Source organism: Bacillus pretiosus (assembly GCF_052947655.1).
In genome coordinates this window covers 5,188,510-5,213,863 of sequence record NZ_CM129593.1, presented here as the reverse complement: position 1 = coordinate 5,213,863, position 25,354 = coordinate 5,188,510, and the positions used below count along the sequence as shown (strand labels likewise).

19 protein-coding genes are annotated in these 25,354 nt (G+C 34.0%); 10 read left to right on the top strand and 9 right to left on the bottom strand.

Annotated features, from left to right (window positions below; genetic code table 11):
• Positions 1-183 precede the first annotated feature (183 nt).
• On the top strand, positions 184-1,752 hold the full coding sequence (locus ACU8YW_RS26955; RefSeq protein WP_088065078.1) for a BCCT family transporter: 1,569 nt from the start codon (positions 184-186) through the stop codon (positions 1,750-1,752).
• A gap of 96 nt (positions 1,753-1,848) precedes the next feature.
• On the opposite strand, the gene ACU8YW_RS26950 is transcribed toward ACU8YW_RS26955, so the two are convergent.
• Entirely contained in the window at positions 1,849-3,147 is a 1,299-nt protein-coding gene (locus tag ACU8YW_RS26950; protein WP_426934427.1) for an MFS transporter, read from the bottom strand.
• A 328-nt stretch (positions 3,148-3,475) separates the two neighbouring features.
• Between ACU8YW_RS26950 and lytS the strand changes: the two genes are divergently transcribed.
• The 6 genes from lytS (at position 3,476) to msrB (ending at position 9,684) form a co-directional block, all read left to right on the top strand.
• A complete protein-coding gene (gene lytS, locus ACU8YW_RS26945; protein ID WP_088065076.1) occupies positions 3,476-5,245 on the top strand; it encodes a two-component system sensor histidine kinase LytS in 1,770 nt (589 codons plus the stop codon).
• On the top strand, positions 5,223-5,963 hold the full coding sequence (locus tag ACU8YW_RS26940; RefSeq protein WP_426934428.1) for a LytR/AlgR family response regulator transcription factor: 741 nt from the start codon (positions 5,223-5,225) through the stop codon (positions 5,961-5,963). The genes lytS and ACU8YW_RS26940 overlap by 23 nt, the downstream gene beginning before the upstream one ends.
• A 133-nt stretch (positions 5,964-6,096) precedes the next feature.
• Positions 6,097-6,528: an antiholin-like murein hydrolase modulator LrgA gene (lrgA, locus tag ACU8YW_RS26935; RefSeq protein WP_000104908.1), complete on the top strand. Its 432-nt coding sequence runs from the start codon at positions 6,097-6,099 to the stop codon at positions 6,526-6,528.
• A 34-nt stretch (positions 6,529-6,562) separates the two neighbouring features.
• Complete coding sequence (gene lrgB, locus ACU8YW_RS26930; RefSeq protein WP_000168869.1) at positions 6,563-7,255, top strand: antiholin-like protein LrgB; 693 nt, start codon at positions 6,563-6,565, stop codon at positions 7,253-7,255.
• 328 nt (positions 7,256-7,583) lie between these two features.
• Positions 7,584-8,627, top strand: coding sequence for an AI-2E family transporter (locus tag ACU8YW_RS26925; RefSeq protein ID WP_088065075.1), 1,044 nt, complete (start codon positions 7,584-7,586; stop codon positions 8,625-8,627).
• Between the two features lie 91 nt (positions 8,628-8,718).
• The gene (gene msrB / locus ACU8YW_RS26920) at positions 8,719-9,684 is read left to right on the top strand and encodes a peptide-methionine (R)-S-oxide reductase MsrB (protein ID WP_097890084.1); all 966 of its coding nucleotides are present in this window, start codon (positions 8,719-8,721) and stop codon (positions 9,682-9,684) included.
• A gap of 27 nt (positions 9,685-9,711) precedes the next feature.
• Here the strand turns inward: msrB and ACU8YW_RS26915 are convergent, their stop codons facing one another.
• Entirely contained in the window at positions 9,712-12,828 is a 3,117-nt protein-coding gene (locus tag ACU8YW_RS26915) for an efflux RND transporter permease subunit (protein ID WP_426934429.1), read from the bottom strand.
• A gap of 142 nt (positions 12,829-12,970) precedes the next feature.
• Between ACU8YW_RS26915 and ACU8YW_RS26910 the strand changes: the two genes are divergently transcribed.
• Positions 12,971-13,843, top strand: a complete 873-nt coding sequence (locus ACU8YW_RS26910) for a TetR/AcrR family transcriptional regulator (RefSeq protein ID WP_088065072.1) — start codon at positions 12,971-12,973, stop codon at positions 13,841-13,843.
• Between the two features lie 30 nt (positions 13,844-13,873).
• On the opposite strand, the gene ACU8YW_RS26905 is transcribed toward ACU8YW_RS26910, so the two are convergent.
• Entirely contained in the window at positions 13,874-14,845 is a 972-nt protein-coding gene (locus ACU8YW_RS26905; RefSeq protein WP_001170707.1) for a glycosyltransferase family 2 protein, read from the bottom strand.
• Positions 14,846-14,881: 36 nt separating this feature from the next.
• The gene (locus ACU8YW_RS26900) at positions 14,882-15,265 is read right to left on the bottom strand and encodes a GtrA family protein (RefSeq protein ID WP_000413281.1); all 384 of its coding nucleotides are present in this window, start codon (positions 15,263-15,265) and stop codon (positions 14,882-14,884) included.
• Between the two features lie 302 nt (positions 15,266-15,567).
• On the opposite strand from ACU8YW_RS26900, the gene ACU8YW_RS26895 reads away from it, so the two are divergent.
• Positions 15,568-17,007, top strand: a complete 1,440-nt coding sequence (locus tag ACU8YW_RS26895) for a glycosyltransferase family 39 protein (RefSeq protein ID WP_088065071.1) — start codon at positions 15,568-15,570, stop codon at positions 17,005-17,007.
• Positions 17,008-17,066: 59 nt separating this feature from the next.
• Here the strand turns inward: ACU8YW_RS26895 and ACU8YW_RS26890 are convergent, their stop codons facing one another.
• From ACU8YW_RS26890 to ACU8YW_RS26870, 5 genes are all read right to left on the bottom strand, one after another.
• Positions 17,067-18,524, bottom strand: a complete 1,458-nt coding sequence (locus tag ACU8YW_RS26890) for an ArnT family glycosyltransferase (protein ID WP_097890086.1) — start codon at positions 18,522-18,524, stop codon at positions 17,067-17,069.
• 92 nt (positions 18,525-18,616) lie between these two features.
• Positions 18,617-20,170: an ABC-F family ATP-binding cassette domain-containing protein gene (locus tag ACU8YW_RS26885; protein ID WP_087981892.1), complete on the bottom strand. Its 1,554-nt coding sequence runs from the start codon at positions 20,168-20,170 to the stop codon at positions 18,617-18,619.
• 210 nt (positions 20,171-20,380) lie between these two features.
• Entirely contained in the window at positions 20,381-21,202 is an 822-nt protein-coding gene (locus ACU8YW_RS26880; RefSeq protein ID WP_087981893.1) for a glycosyltransferase family 2 protein, read from the bottom strand.
• A gap of 28 nt (positions 21,203-21,230) precedes the next feature.
• A complete protein-coding gene (locus ACU8YW_RS26875; protein WP_087981894.1) occupies positions 21,231-22,685 on the bottom strand; it encodes an oligosaccharide flippase family protein in 1,455 nt (484 codons plus the stop codon).
• 490 nt (positions 22,686-23,175) lie between these two features.
• The gene (locus tag ACU8YW_RS26870) at positions 23,176-23,688 is read right to left on the bottom strand and encodes an acyl-CoA thioesterase (protein WP_000412135.1); all 513 of its coding nucleotides are present in this window, start codon (positions 23,686-23,688) and stop codon (positions 23,176-23,178) included.
• Between the two features lie 312 nt (positions 23,689-24,000).
• Between ACU8YW_RS26870 and ACU8YW_RS26865 the strand changes: the two genes are divergently transcribed.
• Positions 24,001-25,314 carry an ArnT family glycosyltransferase gene (locus tag ACU8YW_RS26865; RefSeq protein ID WP_088065069.1) on the top strand — a complete coding sequence of 438 codons (1,314 nt, stop codon included), beginning with the start codon at positions 24,001-24,003 and terminating at the stop codon, positions 25,312-25,314.
• Positions 25,315-25,354 lie beyond the last annotated feature (40 nt).

Here is a 25,354-nt window from a genome sequence, read left to right as displayed (position 1 = left end):
TTTTTTATGTAATAGGAATAGAAAATTTCTTTTAAATAAGGGATTTAGCATATTTTTAGGGACAACATAAGTGTGTAGAAAATTGATGAATTATTATGCTTATATAATCATTGTGTTTTGGATGTAAACAATAAAACATAATAAAGTTGTTTTTTTAGATTGCTGAGGAAGGAGGAAGTGTAAATGAGAATGAAGAGTCGAAAAACGGATTGGCCTGTATTTCTTATTAGTGGTGGCTCACTTTTATTATTTGTAATTGCAGTTATTTTAAATAAAAGTTACGTAGAGGGAGTCATTAATAGCAGTTTTGCAGCTTCAATTAAATATTTTGGTGCCTTTTGGCAAGTTTTATTAATTGGTACATTTGTTGTTGCAATGTGTATGGCATTTTCGAAATATGGGAGAGTTAAACTTGGGGGGCTAGAAAAACCTGAGATTAGTACGACAAAATGGCTCGCTATTATTATGTCTACATTACTTGCTGGAGGTGGCGTTTTTTGGGCAGCCGCAGAGCCGATGTACCATTTGATGACGGTGCCACCAATACATGAAGGTATAACTGCTGGGACGCAAGAAGCGGTAATGCCTGCTTTAGCACAAAGTTATATGCACTGGGGTTTCCTGGCTTGGACGATTTTAGGTACAATTAGTGCGGTAGTTATGATGTACGGGCATTATCATAAAGATATGCCGTTAAAACCTCGAACGCTTTTATATCCTATCTTTGGGGAGAGATTGCGAAAGAGTTGGCTTGGAACAATGATCGATGTATTTGCCATTATTGCGGTAGCTGCAGGGACGATTGGTCCAATCGGATTTTTAGGACTACAAGCAAGTTATGGGTTACAAGCATTGTTTAACATTCCTGATGTGTTTACTACTCAATTAGCTATTATTGTTTGTGTAGTAGCTGTTTCTACTATATCTGCGGTAACGGGAATTGATAAAGGGATTCAAATTATAAGTAATTTAAATGTTAGGTTAGCAGTTTTATTAATGGTATTCGTATTACTGTTTGGACCAGGTGGATTTATTATCGATTCATTTGTTTCTTCGTTTGGATTTTATATAAATGAATTTATTCCAATGAGCACATATCGTGGTGATACAGCTTGGTTAGGGTCGTGGACAATCTTTTTCTGGGGATGGTTTATTGGATATGGACCGATGATGGCAATTTTAGTGAGCCGAATTTCAAGAGGAAGAACAATCCGAGAAATCATCGTTGCAATTGGAATTATTGCACCTATTATTACAACGTTTTGGTTTACTATACTAGGGGGATCAGGTGTGTTTTATGAGTTAATGAATCCTGGTTCTATCTCGGTGGCATTAAGTGAATCTGGTATGCCAGCGGCTATGATTGCAATTACAGAGCAACTGCCACTATCTAATATTATTGGACCTGCATTTCTTTTATTAACAATTTTATTTGTAGTAACAACAGGAGATTCAATGGCTTATTCGATTTCAATGGCAGTGACTGGAGATGGAGATCCTAGAATTAGTTTGCGAGTTTTTTGGTCGCTTATTATGGGCGCAGTTGCGGCGATTCTTTTATATATGGGTGAGGGAAGTATTAACGCCTTACAATCCTTCATTGTAGTGACGGCTGTTCCAGTATCTATTCTGTTATTCCCGATGCTATGGCTAGCGCCTAAAGTCGCAGGGGAATTAGCGTTAAAACAAGGTATTGTAAAAGAAGAAGATAAAACTAGCTTCTTGTTCCAAAAAGCTAGTAAATCAAAATAAATAATTGTATTTATATAAGAAGAGGAAGCGTTTCATTTGAGATGCTTCCTCTTTGCTATTTATTTAACTACTGTTCATACTCTGTACATTTTCAATCTATTCTAATACTTTATCTTTCGTCTCTGGAACACATAATAACATCGTAACTAAACCGATTGGATAGATAATGAAGATGAGAGATAATGCTCCCATTAAATTACCACCTGCAGCAAGTAAGCCGATAATAACAGGCCCAAATCCAGCTAAACCACGTCCTGTACCGAAAATAAAGTTTTCTGCTGTAGAGCGAGCTTCAGCAGGATAGTTTTCGGCTAAAACTGCCCCGAATCCTCCCATCATGCCATTGGCAAAGAATCCAAGCAATGCACTTCCCCATAACAATAATGTTGAGTCTGTGAATAAGAAGAAGTAAATGAGACAGTATATAGTACCACCGACATAATAGATTGTAAAAGCTTTACGGCGACCAATTTTATCAGCTAGAATACCAAAAGTTGCAATTCCAATTAGCATGCCAATTGTAGAGATGAACATCCAACCGCTCGCTTTTGCTAATGTGTAGTTATATTTATTCGCTAAAATAGTTGGCATCCATGTGAAAATTCCATAATATCCGAAGTTCTGGATGAATGACATAATAATAAGACCGATTGTTGTTATCGTTACTTTTTTATTGGCAAATAACTTTCGAAGTGGGAACTTTTTTATTTGCTTTAGTTGTTCTGCCTCGGTAGTTGTTAAATTACCTTCAGCTTCTTTTTGTAACAATTCTTTTTTGTATCGTTGTTTTTGTTCCCATATTTTCGGTTCACTTAAACTTTTGCGGACGTAAACAGCTAATAAAGCGGGAATGAGTCCAAATAAGAAAACAGCTCTCCATCCGAAATGCGGGACGATAAATGCTGGAAGGAGTGAAGCGACTAGTACGCCAAATTGCCATCCAAGTGCAACAACGGATGTCGCCTTAGCGCGCATTTCTTTAGACCATGTTTCAGTTACGATGGCCATTCCAATCCCGAATTCACCACCAACTCCCATTCCAACTAAAAAGCGAAGAATTAATAATTGCCAATAATCTGTTGCGAAATAAATAAGTGCTGTTGCGAGTGAAAATAGTAAGATTGTGAAGGCCATCGTACGGATACGCCCAAATAAATCAGCAATAAATCCAAATAAATAAGACCCGATTAGCATTCCTATTGTGGTAGCTAATGTCAAGTTTCCACCTTCAACAGGGCTCAAATGAAATTCTTTTAAAATGTAGACGAGTACGAAAGATAAGAGCAACATATCTAAACCTTCTGCTGCATATCCTAGCGCAGAACCAAACAATGTTTTATATCTTTTCTCCTTCGTTTCCTCTGTTGTTGATTGTACATCAGTAGTAACGTTCATCATTACTCCTCCTTATTTTCTTCTACAGTCGCTATGGAAGAATAACAAAAGGCCTTCTCACCTGATATGATGAGAAGGCCAAAAAAGCATACGTATCTCTAAAAAAGACCATACGTATAGTATATTCCGACTTCCTTCTCAACCTCACGGGGTTGGGTTAAAGGACTGTATTATATTACTTTATTTTTAGCACTCTTCTATTAGGTTGTCAAATAAAGAGGGGATAGTTATGTGTAAAATATTTCAAAAGATATTGCATTCTTCTTGACGCCCACTTCATTATTTTCCCATAATAAAACTAACTCATATAAAAAGGAATGAATCACAGATGCTAAATTTAGTACTTATGATGATTGAACGTGTCGGACTTATTGTTATTTTAGGATTTTTACTTTCTCATATTAGAACGTTCAGGCGCCTTCTTCATAGACAAGATGGGTATGTAGATAAGCTTAAGCTTATTTGTATTTTTTCAGTGTTTACAATTGTCAGCAATTACACGGGAATTGAAATTGCGGGGAATACAATTATGAATGAAAATTGGCTACAAGGTGTTTCGTCATCTAGTACAATTGCGAATACACGTATTATGGGTGTTGGAATTAGTGGATTGCTTGGTGGTCCTATCGTCGGAATTGGAGTAGGATCGATTGCTGGTATTCACCGTTATATGCTTGGCGGGACGACAGCGCTAAGTTGTGCAATCTCTTCAATTTTAGCAGGTGTTATAACTGGGTATATTGGACACATTTTCAAAAAATATAATCGTGCAATTACGCCTAAATTTTCAGCGATTTTAAGCGTGTTTATTGTTTCTTTAGAAATGATTATGATCCTATTAGTCGTAGAGGATGGAACTAGTATCGTGAAAACAATTGCGATACCAATGATCCTTGTAAATAGTTTCGGAAGTTTTATTTTACTTTCAATGATACAAGCTATTTTGCGTCAGGAAGAAAACGCGAAAGCTCTGCAAACGCATAAAGTATTACGAATTGCTGATAAGACATTACCATATTTTCGCAGGGGATTAACAGAAGAGTCTTGTAAACATGTGGCACAAATTATTCACCGTTTTACGGGAACGGATGCGGTATCCTTAACAGATACAGAGAAAATATTAGCTCACGTTGGATTGGCATCAGATCATCATATTCCTTCACACAGTTTAATAACAGGTTTATCGAAAGAGGTTTTACATACAGGGAAAATAATGAAAGCGAAATCACGTGAGGTTATTAATTGCCAACATGAAGGCTGTCCTTTGCAAGCAGCTATTGTTATTCCATTAACTTCACATGAAAATACGATAGGGACATTAAAACTGTATTTCAAGAACCCTAACCAGTTAAGTCGTGTTGAAGAGGAACTTGCAGAAGGATTAGCAAAAATATTTTCCACGCAGCTTGAGTTAGGTGAAGCAGAGTTACAAAGTAAGTTATTGCAAGATGCCGAAATAAAAGCGTTACAAGCACAAATCAATCCGCATTTTTTATTTAATGCGATTAATACCGTATCAGCTTTATGCCGAACAGATGTAGAAAAGGCAAGGAAGTTATTATTGCAGCTTAGCGTGTATTTTCGTTGTAATTTGCAAGGGGCACGTCAGTTGTTGATTCCACTAGAACAAGAATTAAACCATGTACAGGCATACCTATCACTAGAACAAGCAAGATTCCCAAATAAGTATGAAGTAAAGATGTATATTGAGGAAGAGTTAAAGACAACATTAGTACCACCATTTGTTCTTCAACTGTTGGTTGAAAATGCGTTGCGACATGCTTTTCCGAAGAAACAGCCAGTATGCGAAGTAGAAGTGCATGTTTTTGAAAAAGGGGGCATGGTTCACTTCGAAGTAAAAGATAATGGACAAGGAATTGAGGAAGAACGCTTAGAACAATTAGGAAAAATGGTAGTGTCGTCAAAGAAAGGGACTGGAACAGCTTTATATAATATTAATGAACGACTTATCGGGTTATTTGGGAAAGAGACAATGCTTCAAATTGAAAGTGAATTAAATGAGGGGACAGAGATTACTTTTGTTATTCCTAAAAAAATAGGGGAGGAAGAACGGAGTGTTAAAAGTATTAGTAGTTGACGATGAAATGTTAGCACGTGATGAATTGAAGTATTTATTAGAGCAAACGAAAGAAGTAGAGATAATTGGTGAGGCGGATTGTGTAGAGGATGCATTAGAGGAATTAATGAAAAACAAACCAGATATTGTTTTCCTAGACATTCAGCTATCTGATGATAACGGATTTGAAATCGCAAATATATTAAAGAAGATGAAAAATCCCCCTGCAATTGTGTTTGCTACTGCCTATGATCAATATGCGCTGCAAGCATTTGAAGTAGACGCGTTAGACTACATTTTAAAACCATTTGATGAAGAACGTATCGTACAGACATTAAAGAAATATAAAAAGCAAAAACAAATAAAATTAGAAACAAATCAAGAGGTAAAGAGTGTAGACGTAACGACCGAGATGCATAAATTAGCATTACCAATTGAAGAATCGATTGTACTCGTGAATATTGAAGATATTATATATGTAGGACTTGTGGACGGAAAAGTGACAGTAAAAACAATGAGAGAAACGTATGTAACACACGATACACTTGTAATTTTGGAAAAGAAGTTGCCACAAGCAAGTTTTATGCGTGTCCATCGCAGTTTTATTGCAAATATTAATCATATTATGGAAATACAACCATGGTTCAATTCTACATATAATTTAATTATGAAAGAAGGATCAAAAGTACCTGTTAGCCGTACATATGCAAAAGAACTCAAAAAGCTACTTCGTATTTAAGAAGTAGCTTTTTGCATTTCATCTGCCTATTTTTGTAACTAATTTTGTATATTTGACGTTCTGCTATGCAAACGCTTACAGTTTTGTTTTTATCTTATACAATAAAGGTACCAAATCGAAAGAGGTGGCCAAAATGAGTACGAAAAAAGTATATAGTTTCTTATCACAAGCATTCATATTTTCAGCTATTATGTTAGTTTCTAATATTATTGCAACGCATTTACCAATTCCGATGCCTTCATCGGTGATCGGATTAGTTATTTTATTTAGCCTATTATGTTTAAAAGTTATTAAATTGGAACAAGTTGAATCACTCGGAACGGCTTTAACAGGTATTATCGGATTCCTTTTCGTTCCATCAGGTATTTCGGTTATTAATTCTCTCGGTGTAATGGGACAATATTTTGTACAAATTTTAACTGTAATTGTTGTCGCAACAATTATTTTACTCGCTGTAACAGGATTATTTGCACAATTTATTTTAGGAAAAGACGATAAAGAAATAGAAGATACGAAAGAATTGAAAGTAGTAAATAAAGGACGCAAGCACGGAAAAGTTGCGTAACCAATTTAGTATATATTGCTAGGAGGGAATGAACATGGCAAGCACAATGACTCCATATTTCGGAATCGTCGTTTCATTAATCGCATACGGAATCGGAACATTATTATTTAAGCATTCAAAAGGATTCTTCTTATTCACACCATTATTCGTAGCGATGGTATTAGGGATTGTCTTTCTAAAAGTAGGTAACTTTACTTTTGAAGAATATAATACTGGCGGAAAAATGATTAGCTTCTTCTTAGAACCAGCAACAATCGCGTTTGCAATTCCATTATATAAACAAGTGGATAAGTTAAAAAAATATTGGTGGCAAATTTTATCGGCTATCGTGGTTGGATCTATTTGCTCAGTAATTGTCGTGTTTATTGTTGCAAAAGCAATTGGTTTAGATACAGCAGTAATGAATTCAATGTTACCACAAGCAGCAACAACAGCAATTGCATTACCAATCTCTGAAAGTATTGGTGGTATACCAGCAATTACATCGTTTGCAGTTATTTTTAATGCAGTTATTGTATACGCATTAGGAGCATTATTCTTAAAAACATTTAGAGTAAAACATCCAATTGCAAAAGGTTTAGCACTTGGAACAGCAGGTCACGCATTAGGAGTGGCAGTAGGAATTGAAATGGGTGAAGTAGAGGCAGCTATGGCAAGTATTGCTGTAACAGTAGTTGGGGTTGTAACTGTAGTTGTCATACCGATGTTTATGCCATTCATTGGATAGTAAAACTTACTTAAAAAAACGAGAAAAGCAAGCTATTTGTAGGACAGATTTCTACTGATAGCTTGCTTTTTATGTTACAGTAGTGGTAAGACCTATGTTAATAAAATGTAAGTTTCCTTAAATCTTCATTAATACTGTGTAGAATACGTTTTGAATTAGGTCATTGTATTGTAAAATAAGAAGTAAGCTACTATAGGATCTGCTAAGAGAGACCTATAATAAGCTTATAAAAATCTTTATATGAATGAATAATTAAAGGTAGAGAAGAGAGAAAAAATCTACTTATTAACGTTTTACTTTATAGGACAGGAGAGAGTACTCGTCGATTATGCAAATAAAAAACCTGTTTCAAAGCAAAGGATTTCAGAGGTTTCTCGTATTAGTAATACTTGCTCTCGTGTTATACGGGCTGCAAAGTATGTTGAATTTAATTTTAATTACGTTTATTCTCACATATTTAATGGATCGATTCCAAAAGTTTATTTCTCGCAAATTAGATCATTTCATGCCCATTAACCGAAAAATTATTATAGCGTTTCTATATGTAATGTTAATTGGTGGAATTGCTATTACGCTATTTAAATATTTACCAGTATTAACGATACAAATTTCACAATTGATTTATCAATTTAACGTATTTTTAAGAAACCCACCGGATAGTGAATTAATTAAGTATGCAGTTAATGCTGTCAATCATATGGAACTTTCGAAATATGTAGGACAAGGCGTTGACATTTTGTATAAATCGATTACGAATGTTGGGAAATTTGGCCTTCAAGTGTTACTTTCTTTAATTTTAAGTTTATTTTTCTTATTGGAGAAAGCTCGGATCGTTGCTTTTACTGCAAAATTTAAAGAAAGCCGACTTGCAATTTTCTATACTGAAATTGAGTACTTCGGTAAGAAATTTGCACGTTCATTCGGAAAAGTAATCGAAGCACAATTTTTAATTGCAGTTGTTAACTGTGTTTTATCCGTTATTGCACTATGGATATTAGGATTCCCGCAATTATTAGGTTTAGCGTTAATGATCTTCTTACTCGGTTTAATTCCAGTAGCTGGGGTTATCATTTCGTTATTCCCGCTTTGTATGATTGCTTACAATATTGGCGGTATTATGTACGTTGTTTATATTTTAATTATCGTAACAGTAATTCATGCGCTTGAAAGTTACGTGTTAAACCCGAAGTTCATGTCGCAAAAAACAAACTTACCGATCTTCTATACATTTATGGTATTAATCTTCTCAGAACACTTCTTAGGTGTATGGGGATTAATTATCGGTATTCCAATCTTCATTTTCTTATTAGATGTCTTAGATGTGACAAGTGATGAAATAGAGAATGAAGCCAGAAAAAATAAGGTGAAGTAAAGAAAAAGCATCGATGTTCGATGCTTTTTCTTTTATAACATGATGTTTTTTATGCCATACTGTAAGCAGAAGATAGAATAGGGGTGAAATAATGGCTGTAAATGAAAAGGTAGAGTTAGCTACATTTGCTGGAGGGTGCTTCTGGTGTATGGTTTCGCCATTTGAAGAGATGGAAGGAATTATAAAGGTTGTTTCTGGTTATACAGGTGGTTATAAAGAGAGTCCAACATATAAAGAAGTATGTTCAGAAACGACGGGACATTATGAGGCAGTACAAATTACATTTGATGCAAATAAAATGCCGTATGAAGAGTTATTAAATATATATTGGAGACAAATTGATCCGACTGATATAGGAGGACAATTTCACGATCGTGGACAGTCTTACGAAACAGTAATTTTTTATCACAATGAAGAACAACATAAAAAAGCAGAGGCTTCAAAAGAAGAGCTTGCAAAGAGTGGACGCTTTTCAAAACCAATTGCTACAAAAATATTACCAGCAGCTACGTTTTATCCAGCTGAAGACTATCACCAAGGATATCATAAGAAAAATACATTCCGCTATGAGTTATACCGTAAAGGATCGGGACGAGATGCTTTTATTAAACAACATTGGCCAAAAGATAATACTCATTTAAAAGAAAAACTCAATGAGATGCAGTTTTATGTAACACAGGAAAATGGAACTGAGCCACCCTTTCAAAATGAATATTGGAATCATAAAGAAGAAGGACTTTATGTAGATATCGTCTCAGGTGAACCGCTATTTACTTCTTTAGATAAATTTGATAGCGGGTGTGGATGGCCTAGCTTTACGAAGCCAGTTATGTCAGCAAGTGTGAAAGAAAAAATGGATGTCAGTCATAATATGACGCGTACGGAAGTGAGAAGCAAAGAGGGAGATTCACATCTAGGCCATGTATTCCCGGATGGCCCAGGACCAAATGGTCTTCGTTACTGTATTAATTCCGCAGCCCTTCGATTTATCCGAAAAGAGGAATTAGAGAAAGAAGGATATGGTGATTTTCTAATCGTATTTGGGAATAAAAAATAACCTCGCTAACTGCGAGGTTATTTTTTATTATTTTGCTTTTTTCTTTTTGAACTTGCTTAATACTTCATAAACGATTGGAACAATAAGAAGTGTTAATAACGTTGAACTTGTTAATCCACCAATTACTGTTACACCAAGTCCTTTAGAAATTAAGCCGCTACCTTCAAATCCTAATGCAAGTGGGATAAGAGCACCGATTGTTGCAATTGCAGTCATTAAAATAGGGCGAAGGCGTGTAGCACCAGCCTCTAATAAAGCTTCACGTGTTGATAGACCTTCATTTTCTTTATGAATAACACGGTCGATAAGCACGATTGCGTTTGTTACAACGATACCGATTAACATAAGTGCACCAATCATTGCAGAGACACTTAACGTTTCACCAGAGATTAATAAGGCAACAAGAGCTCCGATAATTGTGAATGGTAGCGAGAATAAAATTGCGAATGGTGCAAGGGCACCGCCAAATGTAACGACAAGAACGAAGTATACAATGGCAATCGCAGCTAACATCGCTAAGCCAAGTTGCTTGAATGATTCTTCAATATCTTTTGTAACACCGCCCATAGAAACATCTACACCGGAAGGAAGATCCATTTTATCTACTTCTTTTTGAACAGCGGCAGATGCTTTTGAAACGTCATCAGATGTTAGTTTTGCACTTACTTCTGCATAAACACGGCCACCGCGGTGTTTCACTGTATTCGAAGTTTCCCCTTCTTTTACAGTCATAACATCTTTCACAGCCACTTCAGTACCAAGTGGCGTTGTAATTTTACGATTTGTTAAGTCATCGATTGTTGCATAATTTTGTTTTTCAGCTTCGACATATACGTTGACATCTTTACCGTCTTTTTTAATTGTTGTCAGAACAGGTCGATCATGTTGATTAGAAAGTCCCATTCCGATTTGTGCAGCTGTTAGACCCATTTTACTTAGTTTTTCCTGATCTGCGACTAAAGTGTACTCTGCATACGTTTTTGCAATACTAGAGTCAATATCCTTTAAGTCTTTATTTTTCTTCATGATATTTTGAATATCTTTGACAATAGGTTTAATGTCTTCCGAGCTATCTCCGTAAACGTATAGTTTAATTTCGTTACTACCGCCACTCGCTCCGAAGTCTTGGTTTTTCCATTCGCCTTTTCCAGACATCTTCTGTAAATCTTTAACGACTTGCTCTTTTTCTTTTTCGAAGTTTTTCGTGTCGTTATCATATTGCACGAAGAACATTGCTTGATTTGATTGACCAGGACTCATTGGGTTTTCGCCACCTAATGAGAATTGAATTGTTTTGACGTCTTTATTATCTTGGAAGTGCTTCTCAGCTTTCGTTGCAATTTTTTCAACATCTTCTAACGTTTGACCTGGTTCAGGGTTGTACGTTGTAATGATCATTTTTTCTTCTTCAGATGGTAAGAAACTTACACCGATAATTGGCACAAGTGCAAGACTACCAACTAATAGAAGGACAGCAATGCTTGATGTGATGATTTTATGATTTAAAGCCCATGCAAGTATGCGTTTATACCCGTTTGCTAATTTACTTGGTTTTTCTTCATGATGTACTTCTTTTTCCCTCATGCTCTCTTTTTTAAATAAAGAGTGAGCTAACATCGGCACGATTGTAACTGCTACTAGTAACGATGCTAATAAAGCGAAGACGATAGTTAAGGCAAATGGTAAGAACATTTCACCAATCATACCTTTTACTAGTCCAAGCGGTAAGAATACAGCAATTGTTACAATGGTAGAAGACATAATTGGGATAAACATTTCCTTCGTAGCTTCACGAATTAAATCTTTTCCGCGCAGTTTCTCTTCTGATAACGACATTCGTCGGTAAATATTTTCAATAACAACAATGGAGTCATCAACAACGCGTCCAATAGCGACTGTCATTGCTCCAAGTGTCATAATATTAAGCGTAATATCCATTTGTTTTATGACTAATACAGCAATTAATAAAGAAAGTGGTATGGAAACGACAGAGATTAATGTTGTTCGGATATTTCGTAGGAACAGCATAATAATAACAATCGCAAATATAGCACCAAAAATAGCTTTGCTCAGCATTGTTTCTACTGATTTCTCAATCGGTGCACCTTGGTCGAATGTTGAAATAATCTCTAAGTCTTTATATTTTTTCTCAAGGTCTTTTACTTTATCTTTCACTGCATTTACAACATCAACAGTATTCGCGTCAGCAGCTTTCACAATTTGAATTCCAATTGCTTCTTTTCCATTTGTTCGAGAAATAGATTCTGCTTTTCCGACTTCTTTAATGTCAGCAATTTCATCTAATGTAACTGTCGGAATCCCGTTCATAGCCGCTGGATTCATTTGCGGTGTTTGTGTACCAGCTCCAGCGTTTTGACTACCTTGACCGCTCGGTGATGAAGGTATAGCTGGGATCTTTAATTCTTTTAATGCTTTCATTGTTGTAATATTTCCATCTACAACAACTGATTTTTCTGTGTCTTTAAATGTATATAAGCCAAGTGGTAAAGATACGTCCGATCCTTTAATTACATTTTTTACAGTATCTTCACTTAAACCTAATTCTTTCATCTTATCTTTCTTGAAGACAAGTTGTACTTCATCTACTTGTTGACCTGAAATTTGAACAGATGCGACCCCATCAAGTCCTTTTAATCCGGGAACAACATTTTTTTCTACATTTTCAGTTAAGGCAGCTAAAGATTCATTTTTACTTGCTACGCTTAACGAAATAACTGGAAAGGCATTGAAGTTTACACGTGAAACTTTCGGGTCTTTTACACCTTCTGGGAGTTTCACATTTGTGAGAGCTTCTTTAATTTCTGTTTCAGCCTTTTCCATATTTTTATCAAAATCATATTCTACCTGAATAGAAGATGCGTTTTGAAAAGATGATGAACTAACAACGTTTACACCACTTAAGTTTTGTAGTTGCTCTTCCATCGGTTTTGAAACTTTGTCAGCTACTTCTTCTGGTGTAGCACCAGGATAAACCGTAGTTACTGTTACAACAGGTGTTGTAATATCAGGAATTGTTTCCAGCTTCATATTCAGCCCAGAATAAATACCTGCAATGGTAACAATAATGGTTAGTAGCCAAACTGCGAACTTATTTTTTAACGAGAAATTAATAATTTTGTTCATGTTTGCGCTCCCTTTGTATTGTATTGACCAACTGGTCAGTCTAATACATAATATAACTGACTGATTGGTCAGTCGTCAATGAAAAGGGATGGTATAATAAATTCATAATAAGATGCGAGATTAAATTTAGGAGAGACATGATATGAAAGAAAAAGAGCGCTTAATTATAGAGATGGCTATGAAGTTATTTGCGACTAAGGGTGTAAATGCGACATCAGTACAGGAAATTGTGACAGCTTGTGGCATATCTAAGGGAGCTTTCTATTTATACTTTAAATCGAAAGATGAGCTTTTATTAGCAACACTTCGATATTACTATGACAAGATTCAAAATAAAATGCTGGATATTGAAAATGAATCGTTATTGCCGCGTGAAAAATTTGCAAAGCAATTGCGTTGTCAGTTTAACGATATACAAAAGCATAAAGAATTTATTATTATGCATGCGAGGGAAAATGCTATACCTTTTAATAAAGAAGTAGAAGAGTTTATGATGAGGATGAAGTTAGAGTCTCATGCATTTTATCGGAATAGTTTATTGTCTATTTATGGTGAAAAGGTTATGCCTTATTTATTAGATTTAGTCATTATGGTAGAAGGTATATGCCGTGGATATTTAGAACTAATCATTTTACAAGCACCAGAAATTGACTTATCTTACGTTTCTGCATTTATTTTGAAAAGAGTAGATGATTTAGTAGATGGATTGGTAGAATCTTCGGAAGAACCTGTGTTACATGAAGAAAAGCTTGGGGAATTTCTTTGCAAATCAGAGCTTAGTAAGGAGCAGGTTAAGGAACACTTTTTAAAAGAAATTATTGTTTTTAAACGCACATTAGCTGATCAACTAGAAGATGAGGAATTGCTTGTTACATTAGATGTTTTGGAGGCAGAAATGAGATTGCAAAATCCAAGGATACCGGTCATTCAAGGAATGTTATCTAATTTAGAGATATATCCAAATTTAAAAGAATTTCGTTTGAGGATTATGGGGTATTACAATATAAAAAGGTAACAATGATGGTTTTCATTGTTACCTTTTTTATTATGCATTCACTTTTTCTTTTGTTTGTGTAGTCTCTTCTTGCTCAATATTGATTGTTTCTTTTACGATATAAATCGGACGGTTTTTACTCTCGTCATAAATACGAGCAATATATTGGCCAACGATTCCTAGACCAAGTAACTGAATACCGCTAAAGAATGTAATAGCAACCATAATAGATGCCCAACCTGTTTGCGTACCAGTGCCAATAATTTTTACAGTAATTGTATATAGTAAGACGATTATTGAAATAAGAACTGATAATAAGCCTAAAGTCATAACGATACGTAATGGTTTTGTTGAAAATGCAATAATGCCATCTGATGCAAATTTAATCATTTTCTTTAATGGATATTTTGTTTCACCAGCAAAGCGCTCATCGCGTTCATATTCAACATACGTTTGACGGAAGCCAACCCAAGACATCATACCGCGGATGAAGCGATTTCGTTCAGTCATTTGATTGAAAACATCAGCTACTTTGCGATCGATGATTCGGAAATCACCAGTATCTTTTGGGATATCGATATCAGACATGTAGTTTAAGAATTTATAGAAATATTTAGCTGTTAAAAGTTTAAACCAAGTTTCACCTTTACGTTGTTTACGTTTCGCATAAACAACTTCATATCCTTCTTCCCATTTTGCAATAAGTTCAGGAATAACTTCAGGTGGATCTTGTAAGTCTGCATCGATAATTACAATAGCGTCACCTTTTGCAGCAGCAATACCAGCTGTAACGGCTATTTGGTGTCCAAAATTACGTGCAAAATTAACGATTTTTGTACGGTAATCATTTGCTGCAATCTCAGATAAGATTTCCATTGTACGGTCTGTGCTACCGTCGTTTACAAAGACAAACTCGTAATTAATATCATTTTGAAGCATAACGGACTTTAAACGGTTATAACATTCCTGTGCTACTTCTTCCTCGAAGTACATAGGAACTACAACCGAAATTAATTTTTGCATGTTGTATCCTCCGTATTTTTAATAAGTTGTTCAAGTTTAATTAGTAGCCTTTTCGGTTTGGTTGAATGTCCAAATTTTATTAAGGACAAAGTTTATAACCATTCCGACACCAATTGCGAAGATCTGTGCAATTAATGCATTAAAAGTAAGTTTATCTACTAATATAAATAAACATAATGTATTAAAAGCCAATACAATTAAATTTACAGTTAGAAATTTAAAGAACATTGACGTGCTTTTATTATTAGGTTTAAACACCCAATTTTTATTCCAATAGTAGCTATTGGCAACACCAATTAAATAGGCAATGGTATTCGCAATAAGGTAGTTCATCCCGAATTTTAATAATATCCAAAAGCTAATAATTGTAATGAGTGTATTAAAGATTCCTACTAAACCAAACTTTAAGAGTTTCTCCATAATAGTATCCTCAACTTTATAAAATATATAAATAAAACAGGAATGTAAAAAGGTTGTTCGTACATAACAACTATCAATTATATCATAGTTTATGCTAATATGTTATATGTTTTGGGTAGATATCATTTTAGGATATAAAATAAATCTGTTCATAATAAAAATGATTATTTTAAATTGGTATACTAGGAAATATAAAAGCAAACATGGAAATCATGATAATATTAATGTATAGTAGCTGGTAGTGTAATTTTTTTAGGAAATATAATGTTTTCCCATATAAATATGTTAAGGAGTGAGTTTTTTTGGAACGTTTTTCTGGATTGTTTTCAACCTTTTCTACACGTGCCATATACGGCATTTATAGCTTTTTCGTTGCAATATTAATTTTTGATTATTTTTCAGATACTCAAAAATATAATTATGTAATGATATTAGTTGGAGTTTTATTATTATGTACAATTGGAAACTTTATACTTAGCAGTGGATCGCTATACCTTGAAAGAGTAAATGAAAAAATATGTTTTTTTGTACTGCTAATTATTTGTGTAGCAGTGAAAACAGCGTGGATTCTTACATATAAGATTGATCCGATTGGTGATTATGAAGCCTTTTTTAATACGGCAAAAGCATTAGGTGACAACTTTGTTATTCATGATAGATATGTTGCATTATTTCCACATATTTTTGGATATGCTTCATTCTTAAGTATCTTCCTGAAAATATTTGGGGCAAACTTTATGATTCCGCCAATTATTAATGTTGTTTTAACTACAATATCGATGGGATTAATATATTTTATAGCTAGAAGAATTGGTGGAGTGAGAACAGCGATAACAGCAAGTGTTTTATGGATTCTCTTGCCATCACAAACGATGTATAACATGTTTGCACTTTCAGAACCGTTGTATTGTACAATATTGTTATTGGCCTGGGCAATTATGATAATTGTTTATGATAAAATTGAAAATATAACGATTGCAAAGGTTCTTATGTATTCAATTCTAGTAGCTGCATTACTTGTATTAATAAATATGGCAAGACCAATTGCAGCAGTGCCAATTATAGCCCTAGCAATATGGATGTTTATTATAGATACAAAGCATATTGGGAATAAAAAGCTACTTATTAACAAGGTGGCATATGTAGGGGTTATCATTATTGGATACTTAATGATGTCTTCGGCGGTAAATCATTATGTAACATTACGTTTAGGTGAAGAGATAGCAACAGTGCCGGGATACAATATTCATGTAGGATTTAATAAGGGAGCTTCAGGAACATGGAATCCAGGAGATTCAGCATTACTATATCATTATAGTGGTCAACCAGGATGGAGTGCTCAGGACGTTCAAAAGCAAATGCTTGAAGAAGCGAAAAAGAGAATAAAAAACGATGATATAGATTTCGGGAAACTAATGTATGATAAATTTATTATCTTTTTAGGGAACGATGATCAAGCTGTTAAATATGCAGATCCAATTATGGATCATAAAGTACGATATACTATAATTTCTAATGTTTTCTATTACTTTTTACTAGCTACTTCACTGTTCGGGGCGTTAGTAGCTATAAAAAATAAAAATAAATCTTCACTTCTCATTATTTGTTTATACACGATTGGGCTAACAATGGCACAAATGATAGTAGAAGTAGCACCGAGATATCATTATTCGGCTACAATACCTATGATCTTTTTAGCTGCTTTTGGCATTAATCATATTTACAATAAAAAAAGGATATAAATAAAAAGGCATGAGCTCGGTATTGCATCGAGCTCATGCCTTTTTTATTTGGCCTTATCTTATATTTTTGTAGTCTTTCTTTTAGACATGAGACGATAAACTACATATAGTCCATAACTTTGAATGATTGTAAAGCTAGGGATGATAAAGTATCGGTATCTTGTTTGATATTCGATTAAGAAGTGAATCGTTATATAGCCAATTATTAATAATAAAAATAGTGTGTAATGTGTGTTGTTTTGCTTAGTTAGTATGAGATAAAAAGTTGCTAACGTGCCAAATAACATAGTTGTAATATATATATATTTATCGTATGTCTTAAGGTCGTCTTGCAAGGTAACCATATCATTCTCTGTGTTACTTAGTGTTGCCAGACTCCATACTGGGGCGGAATCATAATCTGCCCACATAATCGTGAATTTATCACTAAATAAAGATAAAACCTTTTGTGGATCAGCTAGTCGCTCTTGAATCAATTTCTTCTCAACGGCTTCTCGTTCTTTTCCAAGCTCAAAGGACATAACATATTCTACATCTGCTGAAGAATATCCACCTCTTGTTTCGTGATTAAGTCCTACGGTGAATTTCCAGAGAGGATCCCTGTTAGATAGCGGATATTGGGTAATTCCGGCAGATATAAATGAAGAACTTATAATGTAATGAACAAGGTAAAAAATGATGAAAATCCCAGACAATTTTTTTATAGAAGTTAAAATATCCTGTTTTGATTTTCCTAATATACCTTGTAAAAAGACATAAAGAGCTACTGCAATCAAAACTAAAGCGCCAAGTGGACGCATAATATCTCCTAAAGCTAGGGAGATCCCTATAAAAATCCACATATATTTATGGGTTAGGCCTTTTGTAATTAATAAATAAAACCCAAGATAAAATAGGAATGTGGCAATATGTTGATTCGTTAGTAATGAGCTCATTACAATGCTTGGGATATATAATGCATATAGTAATCCAGCCATTCTTCCAGACCATTCATTAAAAACATATGAAGTTATTTTGTAAATTAGCAAGGTTGTTCCTGTGCAATACATTATATTTAAAAGTTTTAGAAGGAAAGGCCCTTCACCGAATAAATTAATAATGAGGGCTTGGTACATTGTAAATCCAAGTTGATAAACCCATGAAGTATAATAGTCATCTTGTGCAAAACTAAAATCGCCTTTAGTAGCTTGAATAGCACTATTGTACATCACTGAAAAATCTGATTCGATAGGAGTTGGAACGTAGAGAACCCAAATTAATCGAACAGAAAAAGCTAAAACAATAAGTGAAACGGTAAATATAAATGTAGACATATACTTATTAGAAATATAGCCAATAAGCAAAAATAGAAGGCCTATTAGAATAATAATCGGGATGATAATAAAGGAATGTGTGTCAGTTTTTTCTTGAATTACGACTATTGATTGCCACGTTATAGCAGCAGAAATAATTAGACATAGTACTAATAAGCACTTTACAAAAAGTATATTAAGCTTTAGGGGGAATGTACGTTGCATTACTAAAAACTCCTTATCATACTGTATGTTTATTTTAAAACGAAATCCCTTTACACGCTAAATAGCAGTGTAAAGGGATGTTTTTTAGGGGATTAAGAATTTTCTTGGGCCCATTTCTCTACATCCCAAGTTTTTGTTATCCACTCTTCATAAAAGTCTGGTTCGTGGCATACAAGAAGAATTGTTCCTTTGTATGCTTTCATCGCTTTTTTCAACTCTTCTTTTGCTGTAACATCAAGGTGGTTTGTTGGCTCATCAAAGAGTAGCCAGTTACTTTCTTCACCCATTAGTTTACATAAACGAACTTTTGCTTGTTCGCCACCGCTTAATTGATTCAGTGGACGAGAGATATGTTCGTTTTTTAAACCGCATTTCGCTAACATTGCACGTACTTGATGCTGGTCTAAGCTAGGGAATGTATTCCAAACATCATCAATGGGTGTTATATTATCAGCTTTTACTTCTTGCTCGAAGTATGATGGGTTTAAGAAGTCACCAAGACTTGTTTTTCCGCTTAATGGTTTAATCTTACCTAAAATCGTTTTTAACAGTGTTGACTTACCGACACCATTACATCCAACAATTGCAATTTTTTCACCACGTTCAATTGTCATTGTTAATTTCGGTAATAACGGATGTGTATATCCAATCTCTACATTTTCCCCTTCGAAGACAAATCGACTACTTGCACGACTTTCTTTAAAGGAGAACTCAGGCTTAATAGCTGTTTCAGGACGATCGATACGTTCCATGCGATCAAGTTGTTTTTGACGGCTCTTTGCACGGCCTGTTGTTGAGTAACGGGCTTTATTTTTTGCAATAAAATCTTCTTGTTTTTTGATAAACTCTCGCTGCTTTTCATAAGCATTGATATGTTGATTTTTATTGATTTCTGCCAGCTCTAAGAATTTTTCATATGTTGCTGTATAACGCGTCATTTTTGTGAATTCTAGATGGAAAATAACATCGACACATTTATTCATAAATTCCGTATCATGGGAAATTAATAGGAATGCATGTGGATATTCTTTTAAATAACTTGTTAACCAATGGATATGTTCAACGTCTAAATAGTTGGTAGGCTCATCTAATAGTAATACTTCTGGTTGCTCAAGTAGTAACTTTGCAAGTAATACTTTTGTACGTTGTCCACCACTTAATGCCGCAACATCACGATCTAGACCAATTGCATCAATTCCAAGGCCGCGCGCTGCTTCTTCAATTTTAATATCTAATAAATAGAAGCCACCTGCTTCAAGGGCATCTTGAATTTCTGCCATTTGTTCAAGAAGTTCCTCTAATTCTTCTGGTGTAGCAGTTCCCATTTTTTCTGCAACTTCATTTAAAGCTTTTTCTTTTTCAAATAAAGGTAAAAATGCATCTGCTAATACGTCACGGATCGTGCGACCAGGTGTTAAAATCGTATGTTGGTCTAAGTAACCGTAATTTGTACCAGGTGTCCATTCTACACGACCTTCGTCATGGATAAGCTGACCAGTAATTATATTCATAAATGTTGATTTACCAACACCGTTTGCTCCGACTAATCCAACGTGTTCTCCTGCGAGTAAGCGCATGGATACATCTCTAAATAATGTACGATCACCAAATGTATGGCCTAATTTTTCAACAGTTAATAAGCTCATAATGTCCTCCGTTCATTTCTAAATAGTGTCTTGAATCATGATACTAAATTCTTGGATATAATGCTATCATTTCAAAAATATATAATGTAACTGACAAGCAAGGTATGCGATTACAAAAGAATGATGGGTTGCTTTGCAAGAAACAAGCGATGCAAGAGAAATAAAAAAATAAGGTGTAACCATTTAATAAAAGTGGTTACACCTTATTTTTTATTTTAAATATCCACGAACAATACCGCGTAAGCGATTTGCGTGGAATTTACGCTTATCATTAGAAATGTTTTGTGTCATACGGAATGTTGCGGCAGCGACAGCACGTATGAAATAAGGGAATCCATAGTGTAAGCGAATAACCCTACCAAAACCACCAGCATAAGAAATAGCACGTTTTAATGATTGTTCATTAATAATTTCCTCTTTTACAGGATGATATACGAACAGATCTTTTCTAAATAAACCAGTGTAATTTTGTTTCATCCCACGTAGTACAAAGTCAGTTTCTTCACCAGCTCCATAAATCGTGCCAGAACCAACACCTAAATCTTCATCAAATGTACCTACAGCTTGTACAAATTGTTTTGTGAAGAATAGTGTGAAAGAAGGCCCCATGAATCCATACTTATTATTTAAAATAATGTCTGTATTCGGTGCGTGTATTAAAGAACCTGTACCTTCAACATTTGTAGTGTTTGTCGAGATGAAATGAACATCTTTATTAGAGTTGAAAGTTTCTAATATACTCTCTAAAACATTTGTTTCATAAATACAATCATCATCTGGAAAAGCGATGAAATCACCATCTGCTACTTTTAATCCTGCATTTCGAGCTCTCGATAGCCCTTTAATAGGTGTATAAATGTAGTTAATAGAAAATTTATCTTTATATTCATCAAATAAATCAGAGATTGGCGTATCATTTTGATCTACTACGATAAGTTCAAAGTTTTTGTAAGTTTGTTGTTCAAGTGATTTTAGTAAGTCAAGAATATCATCACGTCTGCCACAAGTAGCCATGATTAAAGAAAATTTCAAGTTTAACAGCTCCTTTTAGAGATTGAGTTTAAGCTTTTTTGAATCGTGCTAATATCTTTTCAAGTAGTGAAAAGAGAATTTCATCCTTTGTTATAAAGAGGATAAGGGCATACGTTAATCCACACGTTATTATGACTAGGATAACTTGTAGTATTTGTCCAGATACGATCATATCAATAACGAATGCTATGGGGACAAATGTTAGGGAATAAAATAGATATTTAAGTTTTTGTATATCAAATAACGTATAATTCACTTTTAATTTCTTTTTCACATAAATATATTCAAATGTGATTAAGAAACAATTCGCAATTGTTGTTGTGAAAATTGCGGTTGTTGGTGTAAGTATATGGAAGAATATTAATGCAATATTGGATGCCAAGTTGATAAATCCACAAATGAATAAAAATCGCACTAAAATGCTTTCTTTCTTTTTCACATAAATAATTTGATTCGATAAAATGGACTCAATACCGACTGTAATCATATAGAAGGCGAAAACAATTAATGTATTACCAGCCTCAGCAAATTGTTGTCCACCGTAAATAACAACAGCTCCATGAGCAATGAGCATTAAACCAATTGCGGCAGGGAATAGGGTAATGAAATATACTTTTGAAATTTTATTTAGTAAAGACTCATATTCCATTTCAGACGCGTTTCCTGATAAATAAGACAGTCTTGGAACGGTTACTTGTACAACACTTAACATAAGTGTATTAATAATCATCATAATTTGAAAAGCCATTACGTAATATGCAACTTCTTCTTTTCCAACATATACCCCTAAAACAAGACGATCTAATTGAGTATATAAAATATTAGCATTTGAAAAAATCAAGACTAATAGTAACGGTTTTAAATGAGGAATAATTGTTAAGTCGGAAAAATCAAATTTCACTTGGCGTTTCACATATATAAAGCTAATAGAGTGGTTTAAAAATGTCGATAATACTAATAAACCAGCATATGTTTTGTAATCGTCAACCCCATGAATGAAAGAGAAAAGAAGTACGACATAGATTAATCGAACGATAACTGTTTTTTTAGTGATGAAGTCATAATTTTCATATGCCTCATTGAACCATTCCACATAAAACATGTTAGATATAAAATTAAAACCGAAAATAAGAAGAACAGGAAATAAACTTTCATGTCCGTATCCAATATAACTAAAGAGCACAAAGCCTGATAAAGCTAAAATACTAGTTGTGAAGTTAATTACATAGAGACTTGTAAATAACTTAGAAACTTTCTTTTTATCGTTTTTAATTAAGCTAATTTCACGTAAACCATATTGATATACACCAAATACGGCGAACACGAAGAAGTAATTGAAAAAAGTTTCAGCAATGTTAACGGTTCCGATTGAATTGGCCCCTAATGTTCGATATGCGTAAGGACCAACTAAAATTGGAAGTATAATATTAAACGTGTTGAGCAGTATTTTATAAAAAATATTTGAAGCAATTGATTTCTGCATAATTTCACCTTTCCATTAAAATAATCCAGTTTTTTCACTAGAGTTAATTCTCTCAATATAATGAAGTGTAAGGTGTTTTCTACACTGTTTACAAATCCTTAAATTGTTTGTTGACCACCCGTATAAGTGTACCCTACATAAACTTTGTAAAGCAACTGTTGATGGGATCGAACTGTATTATAAAGTGAAACTTTAATCAGTGGGGGGGTGTACATTTCCTATTGATTATCAGCACTCATCAATTGGGCGTTTACGGGCAACAGGGCTCCCGCCTAAAGTCTTTGCTACACGGTAGTTTTACAGCCCGAAAATAGCGGGATAAATGAGATTTTATCAATTAGAAAAAGTTAATAGCGAACGGGTATGTATAAAAATATTACATAATATGTGTGAAAAGGAGTAATGGTTGTATGAAGGTGTGAAATTGTTTATAAAAAATGAGCGAATATGTGATAGCTATTCGCTCAAAAGATGTTTTAATGGTGAAGGCCTATATACTCCAAGGTTTACTTAAAGTTAAAACTTCAGCCATTTCTTTGCTTTTTACACGCCCTTTTTTTCTACTTTCTGCACGCTCAGAACCAGTTGTGTGTAGCCAATGTTCTTCTTCCGTTTCAGGTAGTACTTGTGGGACAGATGAAGGTTTTCCATCTTTTAATGCAACGAATGTAATGAAACATGTTGCAGCTATTCTACGTTCGCCTGCTAATAAATTCTCTGCAATTACTTTTACGAACACTTCCATCGAAGATTTTCCTGTATAACATACGAATGCTTCGTAACAAACAGAATCTGCTTGGTGAATTGGAGTTAAAAAATCAACAGAATCGATAGATGCCGTTACGCAATGTTTACGGCTATGTCTTGCAGCTGCAATTGAAGCGATACTATCAATTTCCGCTAATAATTTTCCTCCGAAAAGTGTTTGATGATTATTTAAATCATTCGGAAAAACACGTGTTGTTTTAATTGCTTTGGATTCTCGCATGAATTTCTTTTCCATATGGTCAGCCCCTATTTTCTGTTTTCAATCAGAATGACATGTATTGTAAGTGGAGTACAAAAAATTAAAAATCAATAGATATTTAATGAAGTAAAGAATTCCAGAAGAGGGTTAGTAAAACTTCTGTATTTGTATTCATGTAACTGAAAGAAAATTTATTACTATATAAAGTGTAGTGTAAAAGAGGATTCGCTTACATTGCAAGTGAAAAAATTAGGACCCTGTATTTGTCATAGAAATTCCCTATCAGCTGTGTACCTATTCATGATAGAATCGTTTTGTTATGAATGGAAATAGAGGTGCAATGGACATATGAAGCATATACAAACAAATTTTTCGTCTTTTTTTAGTAAAATAATGATTGGTGCGATGCTCGCATTTTTTGTTTATAGTTGTTGGTCAGCGTTTGAAACAAGTAAACAATTTTTTGGCGACAGTACAACAAGTGTAACAATTGTATTGGTTATTTTTGTTATTCTTATGTTGTTAGTGGCATCGATTTTACAGTATCGCTTTACAGAAAAACAATTTCTTGTTTTTCTTATGAGTACATCTATAATTGTGAGACTTAGTATGGTTCTATTTGTAGACGTTCCAATAATTGGTGATATGAAAGCTATGTTTGAGTCTGCAAAGCAGATTGCAATTGGTAATAACGTAGAGAGCATAGCGCAGTTACCTTTTATTATTTATGAATCAATAATTATTCGTGTATTTGGCGATACAGTATTCGCATTGCAGTTATTTAATATTTTATTTTGCACAGGGACTGCATTTTTCATTTATCGTATTGCAGCAATGGTTTTCGGAGAAGAATGCGGCCGTATTGCGTCTGTATTTTACGCTTTATATATTCCGAATATATTTATGAGTTCCTTATTAACATCAGAATCGCTCGCAATATTTTTATTTTATTTGGCTTGCTACATACTTTTATATAAAGGTTTAGATCATCCTTATATGTGGGTACTTTCAGCAATTTTATTTGCATGCAGTAATATGATTTTCCCAATAGGATTATTTCTTCCTATTTTTATTGCTGTATATGTGTTGTTAATTGAACTCTTTCAATCAGCAATGAAGCAAAAAGTACTATTAAAGATGATAGGGATACTTATTCTATTTTATAGTGCTCATTTTGGTGTGAGTTATGGAATTCAGACAATGGGAATGTCACAATATACAATTTCAAATGAGACGTATGTTCAATCTGTTTTAATTGGAAAAAGTAAAAATGAGGAAAAAATAACAAAGAATCAAAACGTAACAGAGCATATTGATCAAAAGCTAAAAGAGATTGAAGAAGAAAGATTTAAACTTTTAAAGCCAGTAATTAATCAATTCTCAGGTGAGGGAATACATTCTATTCTATTTAAATGTGAAAAACTTATATATATAGCGGTAACATTATTTATGTCGATAGCTTTATTACACTTTCTTATTAAGAAACAACAAAACGAAGGATATATGTTGTTCGTTTTGTTAATTGGCGGATACGTATTGTTAAGGCTCTTCCAAGTAGATATGGCATATTACAATCTTATTGTGCCAGCCTTGTTTATTTTGCAAAGCTTTGGTGTTTATATGAGTTATGTTTATTGTCAAAAAATATTCTTCAGAAAATAAAAAGAATCCAGTTTGGATTCTTTTTTTATGGATGGAAGAT

What these genes read in the sequence shown, in the direction of transcription:
- ACU8YW_RS26865 (WP_088065069.1), top strand. Translation starts at nt 24,001, where the DNA reads ATGAAGCATATACAAACAAATTTTTCGTCTTTTTTTAGTAAAATAATG.
- ACU8YW_RS26885 (WP_087981892.1), bottom strand. Translation starts at nt 20,170, where the DNA reads ATGAGCTTATTAACTGTTGAAAAATTAGGCCATACATTTGGTGATCGT.
- ACU8YW_RS26905 (WP_001170707.1), bottom strand. Translation starts at nt 14,845, where the DNA reads ATGCAAAAATTAATTTCGGTTGTAGTTCCTATGTACTTCGAGGAAGAA.
- lytS (WP_088065076.1), top strand. Translation starts at nt 3,476, where the DNA reads ATGCTAAATTTAGTACTTATGATGATTGAACGTGTCGGACTTATTGTT.
- ACU8YW_RS26925 (WP_088065075.1), top strand. Translation starts at nt 7,584, where the DNA reads ATGCAAATAAAAAACCTGTTTCAAAGCAAAGGATTTCAGAGGTTTCTC.
- lrgA (WP_000104908.1), top strand. Translation starts at nt 6,097, where the DNA reads ATGAGTACGAAAAAAGTATATAGTTTCTTATCACAAGCATTCATATTT.
- ACU8YW_RS26870 (WP_000412135.1), bottom strand. Translation starts at nt 23,688, where the DNA reads ATGGAAAAGAAATTCATGCGAGAATCCAAAGCAATTAAAACAACACGT.
- ACU8YW_RS26875 (WP_087981894.1), bottom strand. Translation starts at nt 22,685, where the DNA reads ATGCAGAAATCAATTGCTTCAAATATTTTTTATAAAATACTGCTCAAC.
- ACU8YW_RS26950 (WP_426934427.1), bottom strand. Translation starts at nt 3,147, where the DNA reads ATGAACGTTACTACTGATGTACAATCAACAACAGAGGAAACGAAGGAG.
- lrgB (WP_000168869.1), top strand. Translation starts at nt 6,563, where the DNA reads ATGGCAAGCACAATGACTCCATATTTCGGAATCGTCGTTTCATTAATC.
- ACU8YW_RS26900 (WP_000413281.1), bottom strand. Translation starts at nt 15,265, where the DNA reads ATGGAGAAACTCTTAAAGTTTGGTTTAGTAGGAATCTTTAATACACTC.
- msrB (WP_097890084.1), top strand. Translation starts at nt 8,719, where the DNA reads ATGGCTGTAAATGAAAAGGTAGAGTTAGCTACATTTGCTGGAGGGTGC.
- ACU8YW_RS26910 (WP_088065072.1), top strand. Translation starts at nt 12,971, where the DNA reads ATGAAAGAAAAAGAGCGCTTAATTATAGAGATGGCTATGAAGTTATTT.
- ACU8YW_RS26955 (WP_088065078.1), top strand. Translation starts at nt 184, where the DNA reads ATGAGAATGAAGAGTCGAAAAACGGATTGGCCTGTATTTCTTATTAGT.
- ACU8YW_RS26915 (WP_426934429.1), bottom strand. Translation starts at nt 12,828, where the DNA reads ATGAACAAAATTATTAATTTCTCGTTAAAAAATAAGTTCGCAGTTTGG.
- ACU8YW_RS26890 (WP_097890086.1), bottom strand. Translation starts at nt 18,524, where the DNA reads ATGCAACGTACATTCCCCCTAAAGCTTAATATACTTTTTGTAAAGTGC.